Annotated in this window: 16 protein-coding genes; 6 read left to right on the top strand and 10 right to left on the bottom strand. The window is 69.7% G+C overall.

The window, feature by feature from the left end:
- Positions 1–10: 10 nt before the first annotated feature.
- Complete coding sequence (locus AC0662_RS26625; RefSeq protein ID WP_452202517.1) at positions 11–1,942, top strand: TIGR03960 family B12-binding radical SAM protein; 1,932 nt, start codon at positions 11–13, stop codon at positions 1,940–1,942.
- A 6-nt stretch (positions 1,943–1,948) separates the two neighbouring features.
- On the opposite strand, the gene AC0662_RS26620 is transcribed toward AC0662_RS26625, so the two are convergent.
- The 7 genes from AC0662_RS26620 to AC0662_RS26590 all read right to left on the bottom strand — a co-directional run bounded on the left by AC0662_RS26620 (position 1,949) and on the right by AC0662_RS26590 (position 9,210).
- Entirely contained in the window at positions 1,949–2,317 is a 369-nt protein-coding gene (locus tag AC0662_RS26620; RefSeq protein ID WP_452202519.1) for a hypothetical protein, read from the bottom strand.
- A 46-nt stretch (positions 2,318–2,363) separates the two neighbouring features.
- Positions 2,364–3,698: an HAD-IA family hydrolase gene (locus AC0662_RS26615; RefSeq protein ID WP_478303974.1), complete on the bottom strand. Its 1,335-nt coding sequence runs from the start codon at positions 3,696–3,698 to the stop codon at positions 2,364–2,366.
- A gap of 5 nt (positions 3,699–3,703) precedes the next feature.
- Positions 3,704–5,029 carry a M28 family metallopeptidase gene (locus tag AC0662_RS26610; protein WP_452202523.1) on the bottom strand — a complete coding sequence of 442 codons (1,326 nt, stop codon included), beginning with the start codon at positions 5,027–5,029 and terminating at the stop codon, positions 3,704–3,706.
- A complete protein-coding gene (locus tag AC0662_RS26605) occupies positions 5,026–5,277 on the bottom strand; it encodes a hypothetical protein (protein ID WP_452202525.1) in 252 nt (83 codons plus the stop codon). Before AC0662_RS26605 ends, AC0662_RS26610 begins: the two co-directional genes overlap by 4 nt.
- 53 nt (positions 5,278–5,330) lie before the next feature.
- On the bottom strand, positions 5,331–7,655 hold the full coding sequence (locus AC0662_RS26600; protein WP_478303971.1) for a DUF8189 domain-containing protein: 2,325 nt from the start codon (positions 7,653–7,655) through the stop codon (positions 5,331–5,333).
- Positions 7,656–7,918: 263 nt separating this feature from the next.
- Entirely contained in the window at positions 7,919–8,842 is a 924-nt protein-coding gene (locus AC0662_RS26595) for a M56 family metallopeptidase (RefSeq protein WP_478303969.1), read from the bottom strand.
- Positions 8,839–9,210, bottom strand: coding sequence for a BlaI/MecI/CopY family transcriptional regulator (locus AC0662_RS26590; protein ID WP_452202531.1), 372 nt, complete (start codon positions 9,208–9,210; stop codon positions 8,839–8,841). The genes AC0662_RS26595 and AC0662_RS26590 overlap by 4 nt, the downstream gene beginning before the upstream one ends.
- Positions 9,211–9,287: 77 nt before the next feature.
- On the opposite strand from AC0662_RS26590, the gene AC0662_RS26585 reads away from it, so the two are divergent.
- From AC0662_RS26585 to AC0662_RS26575, 3 genes are read left to right on the top strand one after another with little or no spacing between them, the layout of a single operon-like run.
- Positions 9,288–9,875 (top strand): phosphatase PAP2 family protein, encoded by a 588-nt coding sequence (locus AC0662_RS26585; RefSeq protein WP_452202533.1) that lies wholly within the window; start codon positions 9,288–9,290, stop codon positions 9,873–9,875.
- Positions 9,872–10,489: a DedA family protein gene (locus AC0662_RS26580; RefSeq protein WP_452202535.1), complete on the top strand. Its 618-nt coding sequence runs from the start codon at positions 9,872–9,874 to the stop codon at positions 10,487–10,489. Before AC0662_RS26585 ends, AC0662_RS26580 begins: the two co-directional genes overlap by 4 nt.
- Entirely contained in the window at positions 10,486–10,809 is a 324-nt protein-coding gene (locus AC0662_RS26575; RefSeq protein ID WP_452202537.1) for a hypothetical protein, read from the top strand. The genes AC0662_RS26580 and AC0662_RS26575 overlap by 4 nt, the downstream gene beginning before the upstream one ends.
- A 48-nt stretch (positions 10,810–10,857) precedes the next feature.
- On the opposite strand, the gene AC0662_RS26570 is transcribed toward AC0662_RS26575, so the two are convergent.
- Entirely contained in the window at positions 10,858–11,271 is a 414-nt protein-coding gene (locus AC0662_RS26570; RefSeq protein WP_452202539.1) for an NUDIX domain-containing protein, read from the bottom strand.
- Positions 11,272–11,324: 53 nt separating this feature from the next.
- Between AC0662_RS26570 and AC0662_RS26565 the strand changes: the two genes are divergently transcribed.
- Complete coding sequence (locus tag AC0662_RS26565; protein ID WP_478303966.1) at positions 11,325–12,311, top strand: GNAT family N-acetyltransferase; 987 nt, start codon at positions 11,325–11,327, stop codon at positions 12,309–12,311.
- A 145-nt stretch (positions 12,312–12,456) separates the two neighbouring features.
- On the opposite strand, the gene AC0662_RS26560 is transcribed toward AC0662_RS26565, so the two are convergent.
- Both AC0662_RS26560 and AC0662_RS26555 read right to left on the bottom strand, forming a co-directional pair.
- Positions 12,457–13,335, bottom strand: coding sequence for a prephenate dehydratase (locus tag AC0662_RS26560; RefSeq protein WP_452202542.1), 879 nt, complete (start codon positions 13,333–13,335; stop codon positions 12,457–12,459).
- 39 nt (positions 13,336–13,374) lie between these two features.
- Entirely contained in the window at positions 13,375–14,172 is a 798-nt protein-coding gene (locus AC0662_RS26555; protein ID WP_478303964.1) for a lysophospholipid acyltransferase family protein, read from the bottom strand.
- A gap of 152 nt (positions 14,173–14,324) precedes the next feature.
- On the opposite strand from AC0662_RS26555, the gene AC0662_RS26550 reads away from it, so the two are divergent.
- Positions 14,325–16,571, top strand: coding sequence for a M64 family metallopeptidase (locus tag AC0662_RS26550; RefSeq protein WP_478303962.1), 2,247 nt, complete (start codon positions 14,325–14,327; stop codon positions 16,569–16,571).
- Positions 16,572–16,598 lie beyond the last annotated feature (27 nt).

Here is a 16,598-nt window from a genome sequence, read left to right as displayed (position 1 = left end):
GGAAGTGGCTATGACTGTCGAATCGCTGTTCCCGCGCCTGGAGGCGTTGCTGCCGAGTGTGCAGAAGCCGATCCAGTACGTCGGAGGTGAGCTGAACTCGGTCAGCAAGGAGTGGGACGCGGTCAGCGTTCGCTGGGCGCTGATGTATCCGGACGCCTACGAGGTCGGCCTGCCGAACCAGGGTGTCCAGATCCTCTACGAGGTGCTGAACGAGCGTGACCACATCCTGGCCGAGCGGACGTACTCCGTCTGGCCGGACATGGAGACCGTGATGCGGGAGCACGAGATCCCGCAGTTCACCCTGGACAGTCACCGGCCGGTCCGGGCGTTCGACGTCTTCGGGCTGTCGTTCTCGACCGAGCTCGGCTACACGAACATGCTGACCGCGCTCGACCTGGCCGGGATCCCGCTGCACGCGGTCGACCGGACCGACGAGGACCCGATCGTGCTGGCCGGCGGTCACGCCGCGTTCAACCCGGAGCCGATCGCGGACTTCATCGACGCCGCGGTGCTGGGCGACGGTGAGGAGATCGTGCTGGCGATCTCCGAGGTGATCCGGGAGTGGAAGGACGAGGGCCGCCCGGGCGGCCGCGACGAGGTGCTGCTGCGGCTCGCGAAGTCCGGTGGCGTCTACATCCCGAAGTTCTTCACCGTCGACTACCTGGCCGACGGCCGGATCCAGCGCGTCACCCCGAACCGCCCCGGCGTACCGTTCCGGACCGCGAAGCACACGGTGATGGACCTGGACGCGTGGCCGTACCCGAAGAAGCCGCTGGTGCCGCTCGCCGAGACGGTCCACGAGCGGTACTCCGTGGAGATCTTCCGCGGCTGTACCCGTGGCTGCCGGTTCTGTCAGGCGGGCATGATCACCCGGCCGGTGCGCGAGCGCAGCATCACGACCATCGGCGACATGGTCCAGAACGGGCTCAAGCAGTCCGGGTTCGAAGAGGTCGGGCTGCTCAGCCTCTCGTCGGCCGACCACAGTGAGATCGCGGAGGTCGCGAAGGGCCTGGGGGACCAGTACGAGGGCAGCAACGTGTCGCTGTCGTTGCCGTCGACAAGGGTCGACGCCTTCAACATCACGCTGGCCAACGAGTTCTCGCGCAACGGCCGGCGCAGCGGTCTGACGTTCGCGCCCGAGGGCGGGTCGGACCGGATGCGAAAGGTGATCAACAAGATGGTCACCGAGGAGGACCTGATCCGGACCGTCGCGGCGGCGTACAGCCACGGCTGGCGGCAGGTGAAGCTGTACTTCATGTGCGGTCTGCCGACCGAGACCGACGAGGACGTGCTGGCGATCGCGGACCTGGCGAAGAAGGTGATCGCGACCGGGCGGGAGGTGTCCGGCCGGCGCGACATCCGCTGCACGGTGTCGATCGGCGGGTTCGTGCCGAAGCCGCACACGCCGTTCCAGTGGGCCGCGCAGCTCGGCGCCGAGGACACCGACGCGCGGCTGTCGAAGCTCGCTGCCGCGATCCGCTCGGAGAAGCAGTACGCGAAGGCGATCGGTTTCCGGTACCACGACGGCAAGCCCGGCATCATCGAGGGCCTGCTGTCGCGCGGTGACCGCCGCGTCGGCCGCGTGATCGAGGCGGTCTGGCGCGACGGCGGCCGGTTCGACGGCTGGAGCGAGCACTTCTCGTACGAGCGGTGGATCGAGAGCACCGAGAAGGCGCTCGCCGACGAGCCGGTCGACCTGGCCTGGTACACGACGCGGGAGCGCGAGTACGCCGAAGTACTGCCGTGGGACCACCTGGACTCGGGCCTCGACCGCGACTGGCTCTGGGAGGACTGGCAGGACTCCCTCGAGGAGGACGGCGCGATCGAGGTCGAGGACTGCCGCTGGACCCCGTGCTTCGACTGCGGTGTGTGTCCGCAGATGGGCACGGAGATCCAGATCGGCCCGACGGGCAAGAAGCTCCTGCCCCTGTCTGTGGTCTGAGGCGGCCTAGTTGCAGTAGTACGCCGGGGTCGGCGTCGTCTCGGTCTGGTCCTGCCAGTGCGCGACGCCGACGTAGTACCCGCAGCCGGTGCCGCCGTCGAACCAGGCACCGCCGCCGGAGTACGCGTTCGTCTCCGCGACGGTGCTGAACGGCCCGCTCGCGGAGGCGCCCTTCTGCAGTTCGACGCGTACTTCGGTGACGCTGTTCGAGCAGCCCTCCAGGCCCACGGCGACGTACAGCATCGAGGCCGAGTAGCCGACCGACTTCGCCGTCACCAGGTCGCACGCCGCCGTCGACGCCTGCGCCGGCGCCGCGACGGCCAAGCCCGCCGCAGCGGCGGCTGTTGCCGCGATCGCACCTACGAGTTTCCGCATCTGATCACCCTTCAGTTGGAAACCTACAGAGTGTCAGCAGATTAGGTCACTCAGTTACCGGCGTCGACCCTTTCGACCCCACCCAAAGAAGCAGCTCGGTGAGCAAGAGATCGTCAGCGCTGCCCAGAACGAGGTCGGCCGCCGCGACCGCCGCCGGCGGGACGAACGGATTCGGTACGGCGACCGCGTACATCCCGGCCGCCTGTGCCGCGGCGACGCCGTGGGCCGTGTCCTCGACTGCGACCGCGGCCGCGCCCGGCACCCCGAGCCGCCGCAACGCCAGCGCGTAGACCGCCGGATCCGGTTTGTGGGTCGCCACCTCGTCACCCGTGACGATCTGGTCGAACAGCTCGACCGCACCGACGCGCTCCAGATGGCCGACCACCCAGCCTCGCGCCGAACTGCTCGCGATCGCCACCTTGAGCCCCACCGCACGCGCCGTCGCGATCCAGTCCCGGATCCCCGGCCGGAAATCGAGCGATGCGTGCAGACGGTCCCGATGGGCGAGCCGGCGCGCGTGGCTCTCGGTCCGGTTGAAGGAAGCGCCGACGGCCGCCGCGAGGACGGCGTACCGGTCGTCGGTGACGTCGCCGCCGTGACCCGGCCAGAAGCTCTCCAGGTCGAGTTCGAGGCCGTGGTGGGCCCACTCGGCCTGCCAGCTCTCGACCATCGTGGTCTCGGTGTCCATCAGGAGACCGTCGAAGTCGAACACGATCGCCTCGGCCCGGACCGGCACGAGGCGCGTCGCGAGCCGATGGACCTGTGCGGCGCTCAGCCCGAGCCACGCGAGGTATGCACGGACTCCGCCGAACTGCTCGTCCACGTGTTCCAGCGAGCCGAGGATCGTCTCCGGGAGGGTCCGTGAGTGCGCCGGCCCGTCCTGCAGACCGAGGTTGATCTCACTGACCGCATAGTCCGCCGCGATCCGCTCCCGCGGTACGTCGGCCAGCTCGAGCAGCAGTGCGACGGTCAGGCCGGTCCTGTCCTTGCCGGCTTGGCAGTGCACCACGACGGGCCGATCCGTCGGTGCGTCCGCGATTGTGGTGAAGATCCTGCCGATGTGCGCCGCGTTCCGCGTCAGACTGTTGCGATAGACATCGACCAGCCGCGGCTCGTCCGCCCGCACCCGCCGCGCCTCGGCGTCCGGGTCGATCCACGGGATCCGCCGGTACGACGGTGCGCCGTCGAGCGGATGTGGTTGCTTCAGCTCCCACTCCGACCGCAGATCGAGCACCAGCCCGGCGTCGAGCGCCTCGAACTCGGCCCAGCCGGCCGGATCCAGCGCATCGAGCGAATCGGTCCGCACCACAGCCCGCTCGCGCGTCGGTACGCCGTACCCGGTGGGAAGTCCGCCAACGTCACGCGCATTCGGGCTCCACATGCCCGTCAGCTTAGGACAACACCGCCCAAGGACTCGAAGTCGTGCCAGGTGCCGTCGTAGGCCTTGTGGTGCAGGGCGGAGTCGGTGCCGGTCGCGAAGACGTCGATGCGGCCGGGGCCCCAGGAGACGACGGAGCCGGCCGGTTGCGGGCGCCGGCGGGTGGTTGGGGGCTCCAACCAGCCGGCGAGGGCTGCGACGTTCATCCGGAGGATCTCCGCTGCGAGCGCCCAGTCGATGAAGTTCAGCGTGTCGTTGGCGGAATGGATGTGTCCGTTCGCACTGTCCGCGCCCTCGATCGTCAGCACCGCCGGCATCCCGGCGTTAATGAACGGCACATGGTCGCTGGCGAACGGATTCAGCGAGGTCTCGACCGTCAGACCCGTGTACGTCGCGGCCGCGGTCGCCAGCGCACTGATCTGGCTCGACGACACCGCCGCGCCTTCGAGCAGCACCGTCGGCGTCGCGGTGTTCGTGGTCGCGATCATGTCCATGTTCAGCACCGCGCGGATCCGCGAGCGATCGGCGGGCGGCAGCGCGGCGACGTACTGCTTGCTGCCGAACAGGCCTTCCTCCTCGCCGCCGAAGAGGATCAGCCGGGTGTCGTGCTGCCAGGACTTGGTGGCGAGGAGTCGGCCGAGTTCGAGGACACCGGCCGAACCGCTCCCGTTGTCGTCGGCACCGGGCGCGGCGGCCGCCGGACCGCCCGCGATGTTGATGGAGTCCAGGTGCGCGGTGACGATCACCAGTCCACGGTCGGTGCCGACGCCGGCCCGGTCGCCGATCAGGTTCGCCGAGTGGCCGCCGCCGACCGTGATCGGCATCCTGCTCACTTGGTAGCCGAGGGCAATCATCCGGGCGGCGGCGAAATCCACGGCCTGGGTGAACGCCGTACTCAGTGAGTGTCTGGTCGGCAGGCTCGCCAGCCAGGTCAGATCACCGCGGTACGACGTCGTCGACAGCGCACCGACCAGGTCCGCGACGTCCGGGTCGGCGCGGGCGGCAGAGACATCCCGGGTCTCGACGACCGTCGTGTTCGGGCGCAGCGGTTCGATCCGCCAGCAGTGGTTGGAGCGCTTGCGTGGTTTGTCCGCCGCCGAGATCACCAGGTGCCGGCCGTGGTCGAGCAGCGGTGTGACAGCGGGGTACTCGTCCTGGAAGCTCCGGCCGACCTGCGTGACGAGCAGCAGTCCGGGAGCGGTTCGAGAGGCCCGGCCGAGGCGTTGTTCGGCCGGGCCCCAGACGATGGTCTTCGCCCCGAAACGAGCAGACCGCGCTCCCTCGGCCGCCTCTGCAGTCGGCACGACGAGATAGCGCAGAAGCCCTGTGCTCATGTCGGTTCCCACGCGATTTCCAGTCGGTCGTCCGAGACGGCGACGATGCGGCCGGCCCCGCCCGGCGCGGCGCCGGCCGGGGGCATGAACAGCCGGCCGGTGTTGTCCCAGCGTCCGGACGGCGCCGGGGAAGGGGCGTCGCCACGGCCGATCAGTTGCGGTACGAACGTCCCGTCCGCGTGGAAGTCCACCCCCCGCCGGCCACGGGCCGGCGGGAAGGCGAAGTCGTCGCGGCGATAGACGCTCACTCCGTCGTGGTCCTCCTCGAAGGAGTGCGTCCAGTGCCCGACCGGTGCGGTGCTCAGATCCGGACCCCCTGCCCGATCGCGGCCGGCGACTCGGGAACTTCGACCCGGAAGTCGCTGATGATCCCGCCGAGTCCTTCGTACCCGGTGACCGACGGTCCCCAGGCGCTGCCGTCCCACCACTTGTGGTAGAGCTGCTTGTCGGTGCCGGTGACGAACACGTCCAGCCGGTTCGTGTCCCAGGAGACGACGCGTGGCTCGTCGGTGACGATGCCTCCCATGTACTCGTACCCGGTGAGCGACGGTCCCCAGGCGGACCCGTCCCACCACTTGTGGTAGAGCGCGGAGTCGGTGCCGAGCAGGAAGACGTCGAGCCGGTTCTCGCCCCACGAGACCACGGTCGGTGCCGTCGTACAGACGCCGCCCATGTACTCCCAGCCGTTCCAGGACGAGCCGTCCCACCACTTGTGGTACAGCGCCGAGTCGGTGCCGATCACGAACATGTCGAGCCGGTTCTCACCCCAGGCCACCACCCGTGGTGGCGAGGCACAGACACCGCCGAGGTACTCGTACCCGGTGGCCGACGGTCCCCAGTTCGAGCCGTCCCACCACTTGTGGTAGACCGCGTTGTCCGTGCCGAGCACGAAGACGTCCAGCCGGTCGGGGCCCCAGGCAACGACTTCGGGCGGGCTCAGGCAGATCCCGCCGAGGTACTCGTACCCGTTCCAGGACGAGCCGTCCCACCACTTGTGGTACAGCGCGCGATCGGTACCGAGCACGAACGCGTCCAGCCGGTTCGGGCCCCAGGTGGCCAGCCGTGGTGGGCTCATGCAGACACCGCCGAGGTATTCGTAGCCGGTGACGGACGGTCCCCAGTTCGAGCCGTCCCACCATTTGTGGTACAGCGCGTGGTCGGTGCCGAGGACGAACGCGTCCAGCCGGTTCGCGGCCCAGGACGCGACTTCAGGAGCGCTCATGCAGACACCACCCATGTACTCGTAACCGCCGACGGACGGTCCCCAGGCCGCTCCGTCCCACCACTTGTGATACATCGCCAGATCGGTGCCGAGCACGAAGGCGTCCAGCCGGTTCGCGCCCCACGAGACCACCGAGCCGGCGGGTTCCGGCCTCTCCGCGGCCGCTCCGAACACCGGCAGGGTCTTGCGCACCGTGTCCAGCGTGGCCTGCATCCGGGCCACCTGGTCGTGGGTGAACATCACCATGCCGCGGTCGTCGGTGTAGTCCATGTAGTCGTAGAACAGGTCGCCGTTCGGCCCGTTGCTGCAGGTGACATGCGGGAACGCCGGTACGCCGAAGTTCGGGCCGGCCGCGTTCGGGGTGTCGTTGCACTCGTCGCTGCCACTGCAGCCGCTGCCGTCGTCGCCCCAGATGTGGAACAGGTTCAGGAAGTGCCCGACCTCGTGCGTCGTGGTCCGGCCGAGGTCGAACGGCGCGGCCGCCGTACCGGTGGTGCCGAACCCGCTGTGCAGGATCACCACGCCGTCGGTGGTCGCCGGGCCGCCCGGGAACTGCGCGTAGCCGAGCAGGCCGCCGCCGAGCGGGCAGACCCAGATGTTCAGGTACCGGTCGGTCGGCCAGGGATCGATGCCGCCGGTCGCCGACGACTTCACCTTCTCGTCGGTGCTGAAGCTGGTCGCGGTGGTCTGGGTCCGGGTGACACCGGTCGTCGGGTTGCCGTTCGGGTCCGTCGTCGCGAGGAAGAACTCGATCCGGGAGTCCTCGATCAGGCCGCTGAAGACCGACGGCACGATGCTGGTGTCCGGGTTGGCGGCCCGGTAGTCACGGTTCAGGACGTCGATCTGGCTGTCGATCTGCGCCTGCGCGATGTTCTGCGCGTTGGTGTTCCAGACGACGTGCACGACACAGGGGATCCGGGCGACCCCGCTGAAGCGCTGCTCGCGGGCGACGTACGCCATCGTCGCGGTCTCGAGCGCCGACCGCGCCGCGGCGTACTCCGGCGAGGTGGACAGCAGCCGTCGGTGCACGTCCATCACACCGCACTGCCGGCGGTTCGGAAGGTCGGTGCGTCCGTCGCCGGATCCTGTGGTCGCGCCGCTCATACCGGCACCACCGGCCTGGCCGCCGCCCGACATCCCGATGCCGCCGGGCGATCCGCCACCGCCCATGTCGGCGGCCGGTGACCCGCCGCCGCCCATGTCCGGAGCAGGCGATCCGCCGCCGCTCATCGTCGTACTGCCTGCGGCCGGTGCACCCGTCGTCCCGGGCATCGGTGTCTCGCCCGCAGTGGCCTGTCCGTGCGCGGCATGACCGTTCGCCCCCTGCCCGGGCGCCGGGGCCTCGCCCGGCATCCGGTCGTCGTCGCGATGCTTGTCCGCTCGCCCGTTGGCCTTTCTCGGCATCTCTCCCCCTCCCGCGGGGGCACAGGCGCAGACCGGCGCGACGGCGCCGAATCGAGAAGATCACCCCCAGCACGCCCCTCAACCGAAGACGGTCCCTCCCGTCTTCCCCCACCGAGCAGTCGGCCCCCATAAGCCTGCTCTCACGTTTACCATCCCGCCGATCACCGCCCGCGCACAAGCCCTCGCGGACCGGTACTCAACTTCGCGCCAGGTCGTTTGAGAGGTTGAAGAATTTCCACCCTGGTGAACGATGCGGTGAACGGTCAGGTGTGCTGTACGGCGACCGGGCGCTCGGCGTGCTCGAAGAGGCTCTCGCCGGTGTGCTGGACGGCCGCCGCCGGGAGTGCACCGACAGCGAAAACAGCGACCGCCGCGGCGATCACCAGCGGCCGGCGGCGTGGCGGTGGCGCGAGGAGCGCGCGGACGCGGGTCTCCAGGTCGCCACCGGTCGCGGCGACCACAGTGGCCGGATGTCCGAAGTGCGTCTGCAGTTGCGCGACCCGGACCAGCGTCGCCGCGACCAGACGCCGGTCGCCGACGGCGCGGGCGGCGTCCTCGTCGGCCCAGCGCTCGACCGAGGTGGCGGCTGCTCGCGCCGCGGGACGCAGTACCGGATTGACTGCGGCGGTGAGGCCGGCGGCCAGGTTCCACCAGGCGTGGTGATGGGTGAGGTGCGACTTCTCGTGCGCCAGCAGTACGTCGCGTTCGCGCGGACCCAGTGCGCGGAGCAGACCGCTGGTGACGATCACGCGGCCGGCGGGCTGTGGCGTACTGAACGCGTCCGGGCGGTCGTCGTCGAGGACCACGAGCTCGCCGACCGGTCGCAGACCGCGACAGGCGCGATGGACCGCGACGAGCGCGCGCATCTGCCGGAGGCCGGTCACGGCCACCGAGACCATGGCGAGCACGACGAGGAAGCCGGCGACCGCCGCGGGCCACGGCGGCACGGGGCTGTCGGTGCGGAGCGCCACGGGGGACCAGGCGCCGCGCTGCGCGACGAGCGGGAACTGGCCGATCCACGTGAACGCGACGACGGCGAGTATGAAGACTCCGCTGGCTGCCGACAGCACGTTGCCGACCACGAGCAGCACCGTCGCCACGGACGGCGTCAACCGCCGGCACGCGATTGGCGCCACCAGCGCGTAGACGATGATCGCGACGAGTCCCAGAACCGCGGCTGTGGTCACTGGTCCTCCGCGGCGAGCAGATCGACAAGCAGCTGCGACTCCTCCGGCGACAGCCCGCGGGCGAATCGGGTCAGCACCGCGGCCCGGTCTCCGCGCGCGTCCAGCAGCTTGTGGAGCTGATGCGCCGCCACCTCGGCCGAGTCGACGACCGCGGTGTAGGCGTACGACCGCCCGACCCGCTGGCGGGTGGCCAGGCCCTTCGCCGCCATCCGCGCGAGCACTGTCATCACCGTCGTGTACGCGAGCTCGCCACCGAGCGCGTCCCGTACGTCGGCCGTCGTCATCGCGCCGTGGCCCGCGGCGAGCGCGGCGAACACCTGTTGCTCCAGGTCGCCGCGCGCGCGACTCTGGCTACGGGAAGCCGGCACCGCTCCTCCTCCTCAGCTACTACAAAGAACGTAGTAGCATCAATCTACTACCTGAATCGTAGTAGAGGGGACCAAGGGTGAATCACTGGTTGTTCGGGCAGGTCAACGCGTTCGCGCGCGCCACGCCCTGGCTGCACGCACCGGCGCAGGCCTTCGCGGCGTATGGCGTGGTGCTGTTCGCCGCCCTGCTGCTCGCCGGGTGGTGGATCGCGCGGCGGTCCGGCCGGATGGTGGGGGTGGCCGCTGCGCTCTGTGCCGGGGGTGCGACGCTTCTGGCTGTGGCCGTCAACCAACCGATCGTGCACGCGGTACACGAAGCACGCCCGTACGCGAGTCTGCAGAACATCCTGGTGCTCGCGAACCGCAGTACCGACCCGTCGTTCCCGTCCGACCACGCGACGATGGCCGGCGCGGCCGCGGCCGGGTTGTGGATCGTCGACCGGCGGCTCGGCATCGTTGCGGCCACCGCGGCGGTGCTGATGGCAGGCACCCGGGTCTACATCGCGGCGCACTACCCGGGCGACGTCCTGGCCGGCCTGCTGCTCGGCGCGATCGTTGCCATCGGCACCTGGTTGCTGCTGCGCCGGACGCTGACCCGGCTCGTCACCGCCGCCGCCGGGACCAGGCTGCGGCCGGTGCTGGTCCGGAGTCCGCACCGGTCATGAAAGGACTGACCGACTGGCTGCTGGGGCTGCAGGGCGCCGCCGTGTACGGCCTCGTCGGGCTGATCGTGTTCGCCGAGGACGCCCTGTTCGTCGGGTTCGTGCTGCCGGGGGAGACGGCCGCGGTCCTCGGCGGGGTCACCGCGGCGCTCGGGCACACCTCGCTACCGCTGATGCTGGTCGTGGTGATCGCAGCCGCCATCCTCGGCGACACAGTCGGTTACGAGATCGGTCGGCACTTCGGTCCGCGGCTGCTCAGCCTGCGGGTCCTGCAGCGACGCGCCGACCGGCTGGACCGCGCCCGCAAACAGCTTGCCGAGCGCGGCGGTACGGCGGTGTTCCTCGGCCGGTTCGTCGCCTTCTTCCGCGCCACGATGCCGGCCCTCGCGGGGATGTCGGACATGCGGTACCTGAAGTTCCTCTCGTTCAACGCGGCCGGCGGGATCGTCTGGGGGACCGCCGCGGTCCTGGTCGGTTACCTGGCCGGGAACTCGTACAGCACGGTGGAGAAGACGTTCGGCCGGGTCGCCGCGCTGGTCGTGGCCGGCATCGTCGTGATCGCGGTCGTGGTGTGGCGAGTCCGCAAGCACCGGGCGGAACGTGTGGAGCACCATTGATCGGCTCACCGAAACTCGCCGCCTGGCTGATCGTGACGATCGCCGCGTTCGTCGTACTGCTCGCTTGGATCTTCCCCGACGCGGTCCGGCACCGCGGCCAGATCGATGCCGCGGGCACCGAAGTCGTCGTCTGTACGGCGGGCGCTCAGCAACTGCACGACGGTCGTACGCAGGTCCTGCACCATCTCGCCAACTGCGCGGGCGACAACACCGCCGTACGCAGCGAACTCGGGGACGAACTGGCGGCGCTGGTGCTGCTCGCATTCACGATCGCCGGCACCTGGCAAGTAACCCGCGCCACCCGCCACGGCCGGACCTAGGAGGTCTAGGTTGCGCATCCCGTGCACGGCCCGCGACCGGACTTCAACCTAACCCCACAGCACCGCGTGGACGAGAGCGCTGAGGCCTGTGGGGTCGCCGCTTGCGGTGTCGAACCACTCATGTCCGGCGGTGTCGGATGAGCTGACTGTGATCGGAGACGTGGCTGGCAGCGACAGGTTCAGCACCGCGCCGTCGTGGTGGAAGTCGATGGAGGTGCCGTCGGACGCCTTCTGTACCTGGAGGGCGAAGCGCTGGAATCGACCAGCGGCTTGCAGCTCCAGGCCGAGCTCTTCCGCCAGCTCGCGTTCCAGCGTGTCCGACCAGGTCTCGCCGGGCTCGGGGCTCCCGCCGGGCAGATCCAGCAGACCCGTGTACGGGCCGCGGGTCTTGCGGACCAGGAGAATGCGCCCGGCGTCGAGGATCCGGGCGTAGACACCGAAGTGGTACTGCGGTGTGGGCATCAGCCGATGGTAATTCGCGGGTGGTGGTTGCGTGGGGCACGTAGGGTCCGGGGGTGGAGATTGTGGATGTGGACGGGCACGACCCGGAGATTTTTCGGCGCTTTTATCAGGTGAAGTTCGACGTACGGCGGGAAGAGCTGGAGTTTCCGGCGGGGATGGGATTGGACGAGGCGCGGGTGTTCATGTCCCGTGAGCACGCGGATGTGCGGGCCAACGGGCTGGGGCTCGTGGACGGGGACGACTGGCTCGGGATCGCCTGGCTGGACTGGTGGTTGGTGGGTGACACCAACACCGTCGACGTGGAGCTCGCCGTCGCACCGCAGTACCGGCGGCGCGGGGTCGCGACCAAGCTGCTGGACGAGGCGATCGCGCGGGCCAAGGCGGACGGCCGGACGCTCGTCTCGGGGCTGAACATGGCAGGCGACCCGGTGACTGGGGAGAGCCCGGGTACGGCGTTCGCGCGGGCCCGCGGGTTCGTGAAGAAGCACGCCGAGCTGCACCAGGTGGTCGAGCTCCCGCTGAACGACCTCGTGGACCAGCCGGTCGACGGCTACGAGATCGTCCAGTGGCGCGAGCACACCCCGGACGAGTTGCTCGACCAGTTCGTCGAGTTGCAGACCGGGATGAGCGAGGACGTACCGACCGGCGAGCGCACCTCCGAAGCAGTGCAGTGGACGCCGGAGCTGGTCCGGGACCTGGAGCAACGTCGGGTCGCCCAGGGCCGGTTCACCTACACCACCGCCGCGATCCACACCGCCACCGGCGAGCTCGCGGCGTACACCCAGATGGGCGGTACGCCGGAGACTCCCGAGCGACTGAACCAGTACGACACCTACGTACGCCGCTCGCACCGCGGCAAGCGTCTCGGGATCGCGGTGAAGACCCCCAACCTGCGCGCACTCCAGGAAGGCGTCCCCGGCAAGGCCGTGCTGCACACCTGGAACGCGCCGGAGAACGCACCCATGATCGCCGTGAACGAGAAGCTCGGCTTCCGCCCCGTCGCCCAGCGCACCGCGTGGGAGCGGAGCATCGCCGACTGAAGTCGGCAGCTCGACAGGAGGTGTCGGCCTATCGCGCCCGATTCAGCCGGCCGCTGAGCGTGGAAAGCCCCGGCGGCCCGGGACACCTCCTGTCGAGCTGCCGATCCGGGCCGCTGCCGACCCGTCGATCTGGGCGCCGACTGATCTAGTGGTGCGGGCGGAGGGCGCGGTTGGCGGCTGGTTCGGCGATCGAGGCGCGGAACGGATGCGCGGGGTAGACGCCCAGGAGCCGGACCTCGACCGAGAAGAAGGCGAGTTCCTCGAGGGCCAGGGCGACGTTCGGGTCCTCGGGGTGGCCTTCGATGTCGGCGTAGAACTGGGTGGCGAAGAACATCCCGCCGAGCTGGTAGGACTCCAGCTTCGTCATGTTCACGCTGTTCGTGGCGAACCCGCCGAGGGCCTTGTACAGCGCGGCGGAGACGTTCCGCACGCGGTACACGAAGGACGTGATGATCGGCCCGGAGCCGACCGGCGGCACCTCCGGCTCTCGGGACAGCACCAGGAACCGGGTCGTGTTGTGGTGCTCGTCCTCGACGTCCGACGCGAGGGTGTCCAAGTCGTACAGCTCGGCGGCCGCGCGCGGCGACAGCGCCGCGACGGTCGGGTCGCCGAGCTCGGACACCTCGCGCGCGGAGCCGGCGGTGTCGTCGGCGACCACGGTCGACCAGCCGTGTTCACGGATGATCTTGCGGCACTGGCCGAGTGCGTGCACGTGGCTACGGACGGTCCGGATCTGGTCGATCGTGGTCCCGGGGACGCCGAGCAACTGGAAGTGGATCGGCAGGAAGTACTCGCCGACGATGTGCAGCCCGGACTCCGGGAGCAGGTGGTGGATGTCGGCCACCCGCCCGGCGATCGAGTTGTCGACCGGGATCATCGCGAGCCCGGCGCGGCCGCTGCTGACCGACTCGAGGGCGTCCTCGAACGTCGTACAGGGCAGCTGCTCGCGGTCCGGGAACATGTCGGTGCAAGCCATCGCCGAGTTGGCGCCTGGCTCACCTTGATACGCGATGGGTCCGTCCACGATCTCCCAGGGTAGACCCCCGGCATCTCACGAACCGGATCAGGTGTCCGACTTGCGGACCTTCTCCGGGGCGCCGGTGACCGCGCGGCCCTCGAGGGCCTTGGCCTTGGTGGCGTACATGTCGAGGTACTCCTGGCCGGACAGCTCCATGATCTTGTACATGATCTCGTCGGTGACGGCGCGCAGGATCAGCCGGTCCTTCTCCATGCCCTCGTACCGCGAGAAGTCCAGCGGCTCCCCGAACTTCACCGTCGGCGAGGCGAACGACGCGACAATCTTGCCCGGCGGGGCGACCACGTCGGTGCCGATCACGCCGCACGGGATCACCGGTACCTTCGCCTCCAGCGCCAGCCGGGCGACGCCGGTCCGGCCCTTGTACAGCCGGCCGTCGTGCGACCGGGTGCCCTCGGGGTAGATCCCGAACAGCTCGCCGCGCTCGAGCACCTTCATCCCGGCCCGCATCGCGCCCTCGGACGCCGACCCGCCGGAGCGGTCGATCGGGACCTGGCCGGTGCCCTTGAAGAACCCGCGCTGGAAGCGGCCCTTGATCCCGGCCCCGGTGAAGTAGTCGGACTTCGCGACGAACGTGACCCGCCGCCGCAGCGCCAGCGGCATGAAGATCCAGTCGGCGTACGACAGGTGGTTACTGGCGATGATCGCCGCACCGGTGTCCGGGATGTTCTCGGCACCGACCACGTTCGGCCGGAACAGGCGCTTGACCGGCGGGCCGAGCACCACGTTCTTCAGCACCCAGTAGATGCCCTTGCCGTCGCCGTCACCGGCATCCATGACCGCAGGGTCCGGCTCCCGCAGCGGCGATTGTGCCGGTTCCGTCATCGGTGTCCTTTCCTCACTGGTTCCCCCGAACCCTCATGATGCCGCACGACGGCCCGGATGGCCCGTACGTCGCCACGCGGGAACTCCTCACATCGGCGGGCGGACCTTCGTAAGCTGCTCACGGCAGGACGGCCGGCGCTGGGGAGGATCGTGTGCGGACCAAACGATTGACCGCTGTGCTGGGGGTGGTCGCGGCGGTGTTCGCGGGCCTGCCCGTGACGGCTGCGGCACGACCCGCGGCAAGCCCGAGTGCGACCGTGGTGCCGATCCAGGTGACCGGCCCGGCGTCGTCTCGGTTCAACCTGGTGGTGATGGGCGACGGGTACACCGCGGCCGAGCTGCCGAAGTTCCGCGAGCAGCTCGACAAGCACCTGAACATCCTCTGGAGCATCGAGCCGTTCAAGTCGTACCGGAACTACGTGAACGTGTACGCCGTCGAGATCGCCTCCCCGGAGTCCGGTGTCGACTGCGATCCCGGCCTCGACTCGCCGAAGCGCGACACGCCACTGCAGATGGGCTTCTGGGGCGGCTGCAACCCGGGCAGTGTTCAGCGGCTGCTGACGGTCAGCTCGGCGGCGGCGACGCAGTACGCCGACCTGGTCCCGGGCACCACGTCCGCGAACCGCCAGATCCTTGCCATCGGCAACAGCGACACGTACGGCGGTGCGGGTGGGACCTACGCCACGGCCTCGGGCGGGAACGCGCTCTCGGCCCTGATCACGCCGCACGAGCTCGGTCACTCGCTCGGCGGCCTGCAGGACGAGTACGACTACTACGCCCGCGGCGAGCGCGGAGCGCCGTACCAGGGTTCTGAGCCGTCCTCGATCCACCACAGTTTGCTGACCGAGCAACAGATGCTGGACCAGCACAAGAAGTGGTGGCGCTGGCTGGGGGAGCCGTCGGAGTCGGGCGGGACGATCGGGCGCTACGAGGGCGGGATGTACGCCGGCTCCGGCGTTTGGCGGCCCAGTGCGCACTCGATGATGAAGACGCTCGGGTACGCCTTCGACCAGGTGTCGCGCGAGCGGATGACCCAGCGGTTGTCGGCCAAGGCGAGCCTGTTCCAGAGCAGTACGCCGGCCGGTCCGGTCGCTGCCGATCAGGTCGTCTGGCTGCAGACCCTGCATCCGGTGGACCACGAACTCGACGTGACCTGGTCGCTCGACGGTACGGCGCTGCCGACCGCGAACGCCCGCGCCGTCGACCTCGGCGCGCTCGATCTCGCACCCGGCCCGCACACGCTGACCGCGACCATCGTCGACCCGACCGACTTCATCCGAGACCCCACGATCCGCCCGACCGCGACGCGTTCCTGGACCGTCGACAGTTCCCTGACCGCGCAGACATCGACTGAGCCGCCGACGTTCACGGGCTCGACGCCGACCGACCACCCGGTCAGCGCCGACGAGGTCGTGTACGCCGAGACCGCCCAGTCCGCGGGCGCGATCATCTGGCTGGTGGACGGCAAACCGGTCGCCAACCCCGGGAACGATCGAGACTTCGATCTCGCCCCGCTGAAGCTGACCGGGCGGCACACGCTCACGGCTCGGGCCGGCGCCAACGAGCTCGTCTGGGACGTGGACGGGACCGGGCCGGCGGTGACGTCGACGCTGTCGAAACCGCTGCTGACTGTGCGGAAGGCGAGCGGGACGGAGTACATCTACAACGACGCGTTCACGATGGGGCTGGCGGCGACGGACGACAGCCCGGGGTACGTCGTACCGGAGTTCCGCGTCGACGGGGACGGTTGGTACAACTACTTCGGCTGGCCGACCGACGCGTCCGCGCCGTTCCGGTTCACCGCCGAGGGCACCGAGATCGACCAGCTTGTGTACGGGAAGCTGGGCGTGCCGCGGGTGGTGCCGTGGGACGACGTAACGCCTGGTTACGGGCGTCACCAGGTCGAGTACCGCGCCATCGATGCCACCGGCAACATCGGGGACGCGCGCCGGTTCGCGGTCACGCTGCTGCGCCCGGCACCGGCCTGTACGACGACCCTCACCGGGACGCACGCCGGTCCGCTGTACATCCGCTCGGGCGTCACCTGCCTGACCAATGCGACCGTCAACGGCTCGGTCCTGGTCACGTCCGGCGCTTCGCTCGTCGTCACCGACTCGCGTGTCAACGGCCCGGTTCGCGCTGATCGGGCCGCGGACCTGCAGGTTCTCCGCTCAACGGTCATCGGCCCGGTCGCCGCTGACGGGGTGACGCGTTCCGTGGTCGCGGTCGGCAGCACGGTCCAGGGGCCGGTGGCGATCACGAACAGCCGGGCGGTCTCGATCGCCGGTAATACCGTTGCCGGCCCGCTCAGTTGCTCCGGCAACAGTCCGAGTCCGGCGAATCTGGAGGCCCCGAACCAGGTGTCGGGCCCGCGTTCGGGGCAGTGCGCGAAGCTCTGAGGCGCAGGGACATGGAGGTGAGTTCTG

The sequence above is a fragment of the Kribbella sp. NPDC043289 genome, from assembly GCF_056436705.1.
The sequence above is the reverse complement of the archived record's forward strand: the minus strand, read 5'-3'. Positions and strand labels throughout refer to the sequence as shown.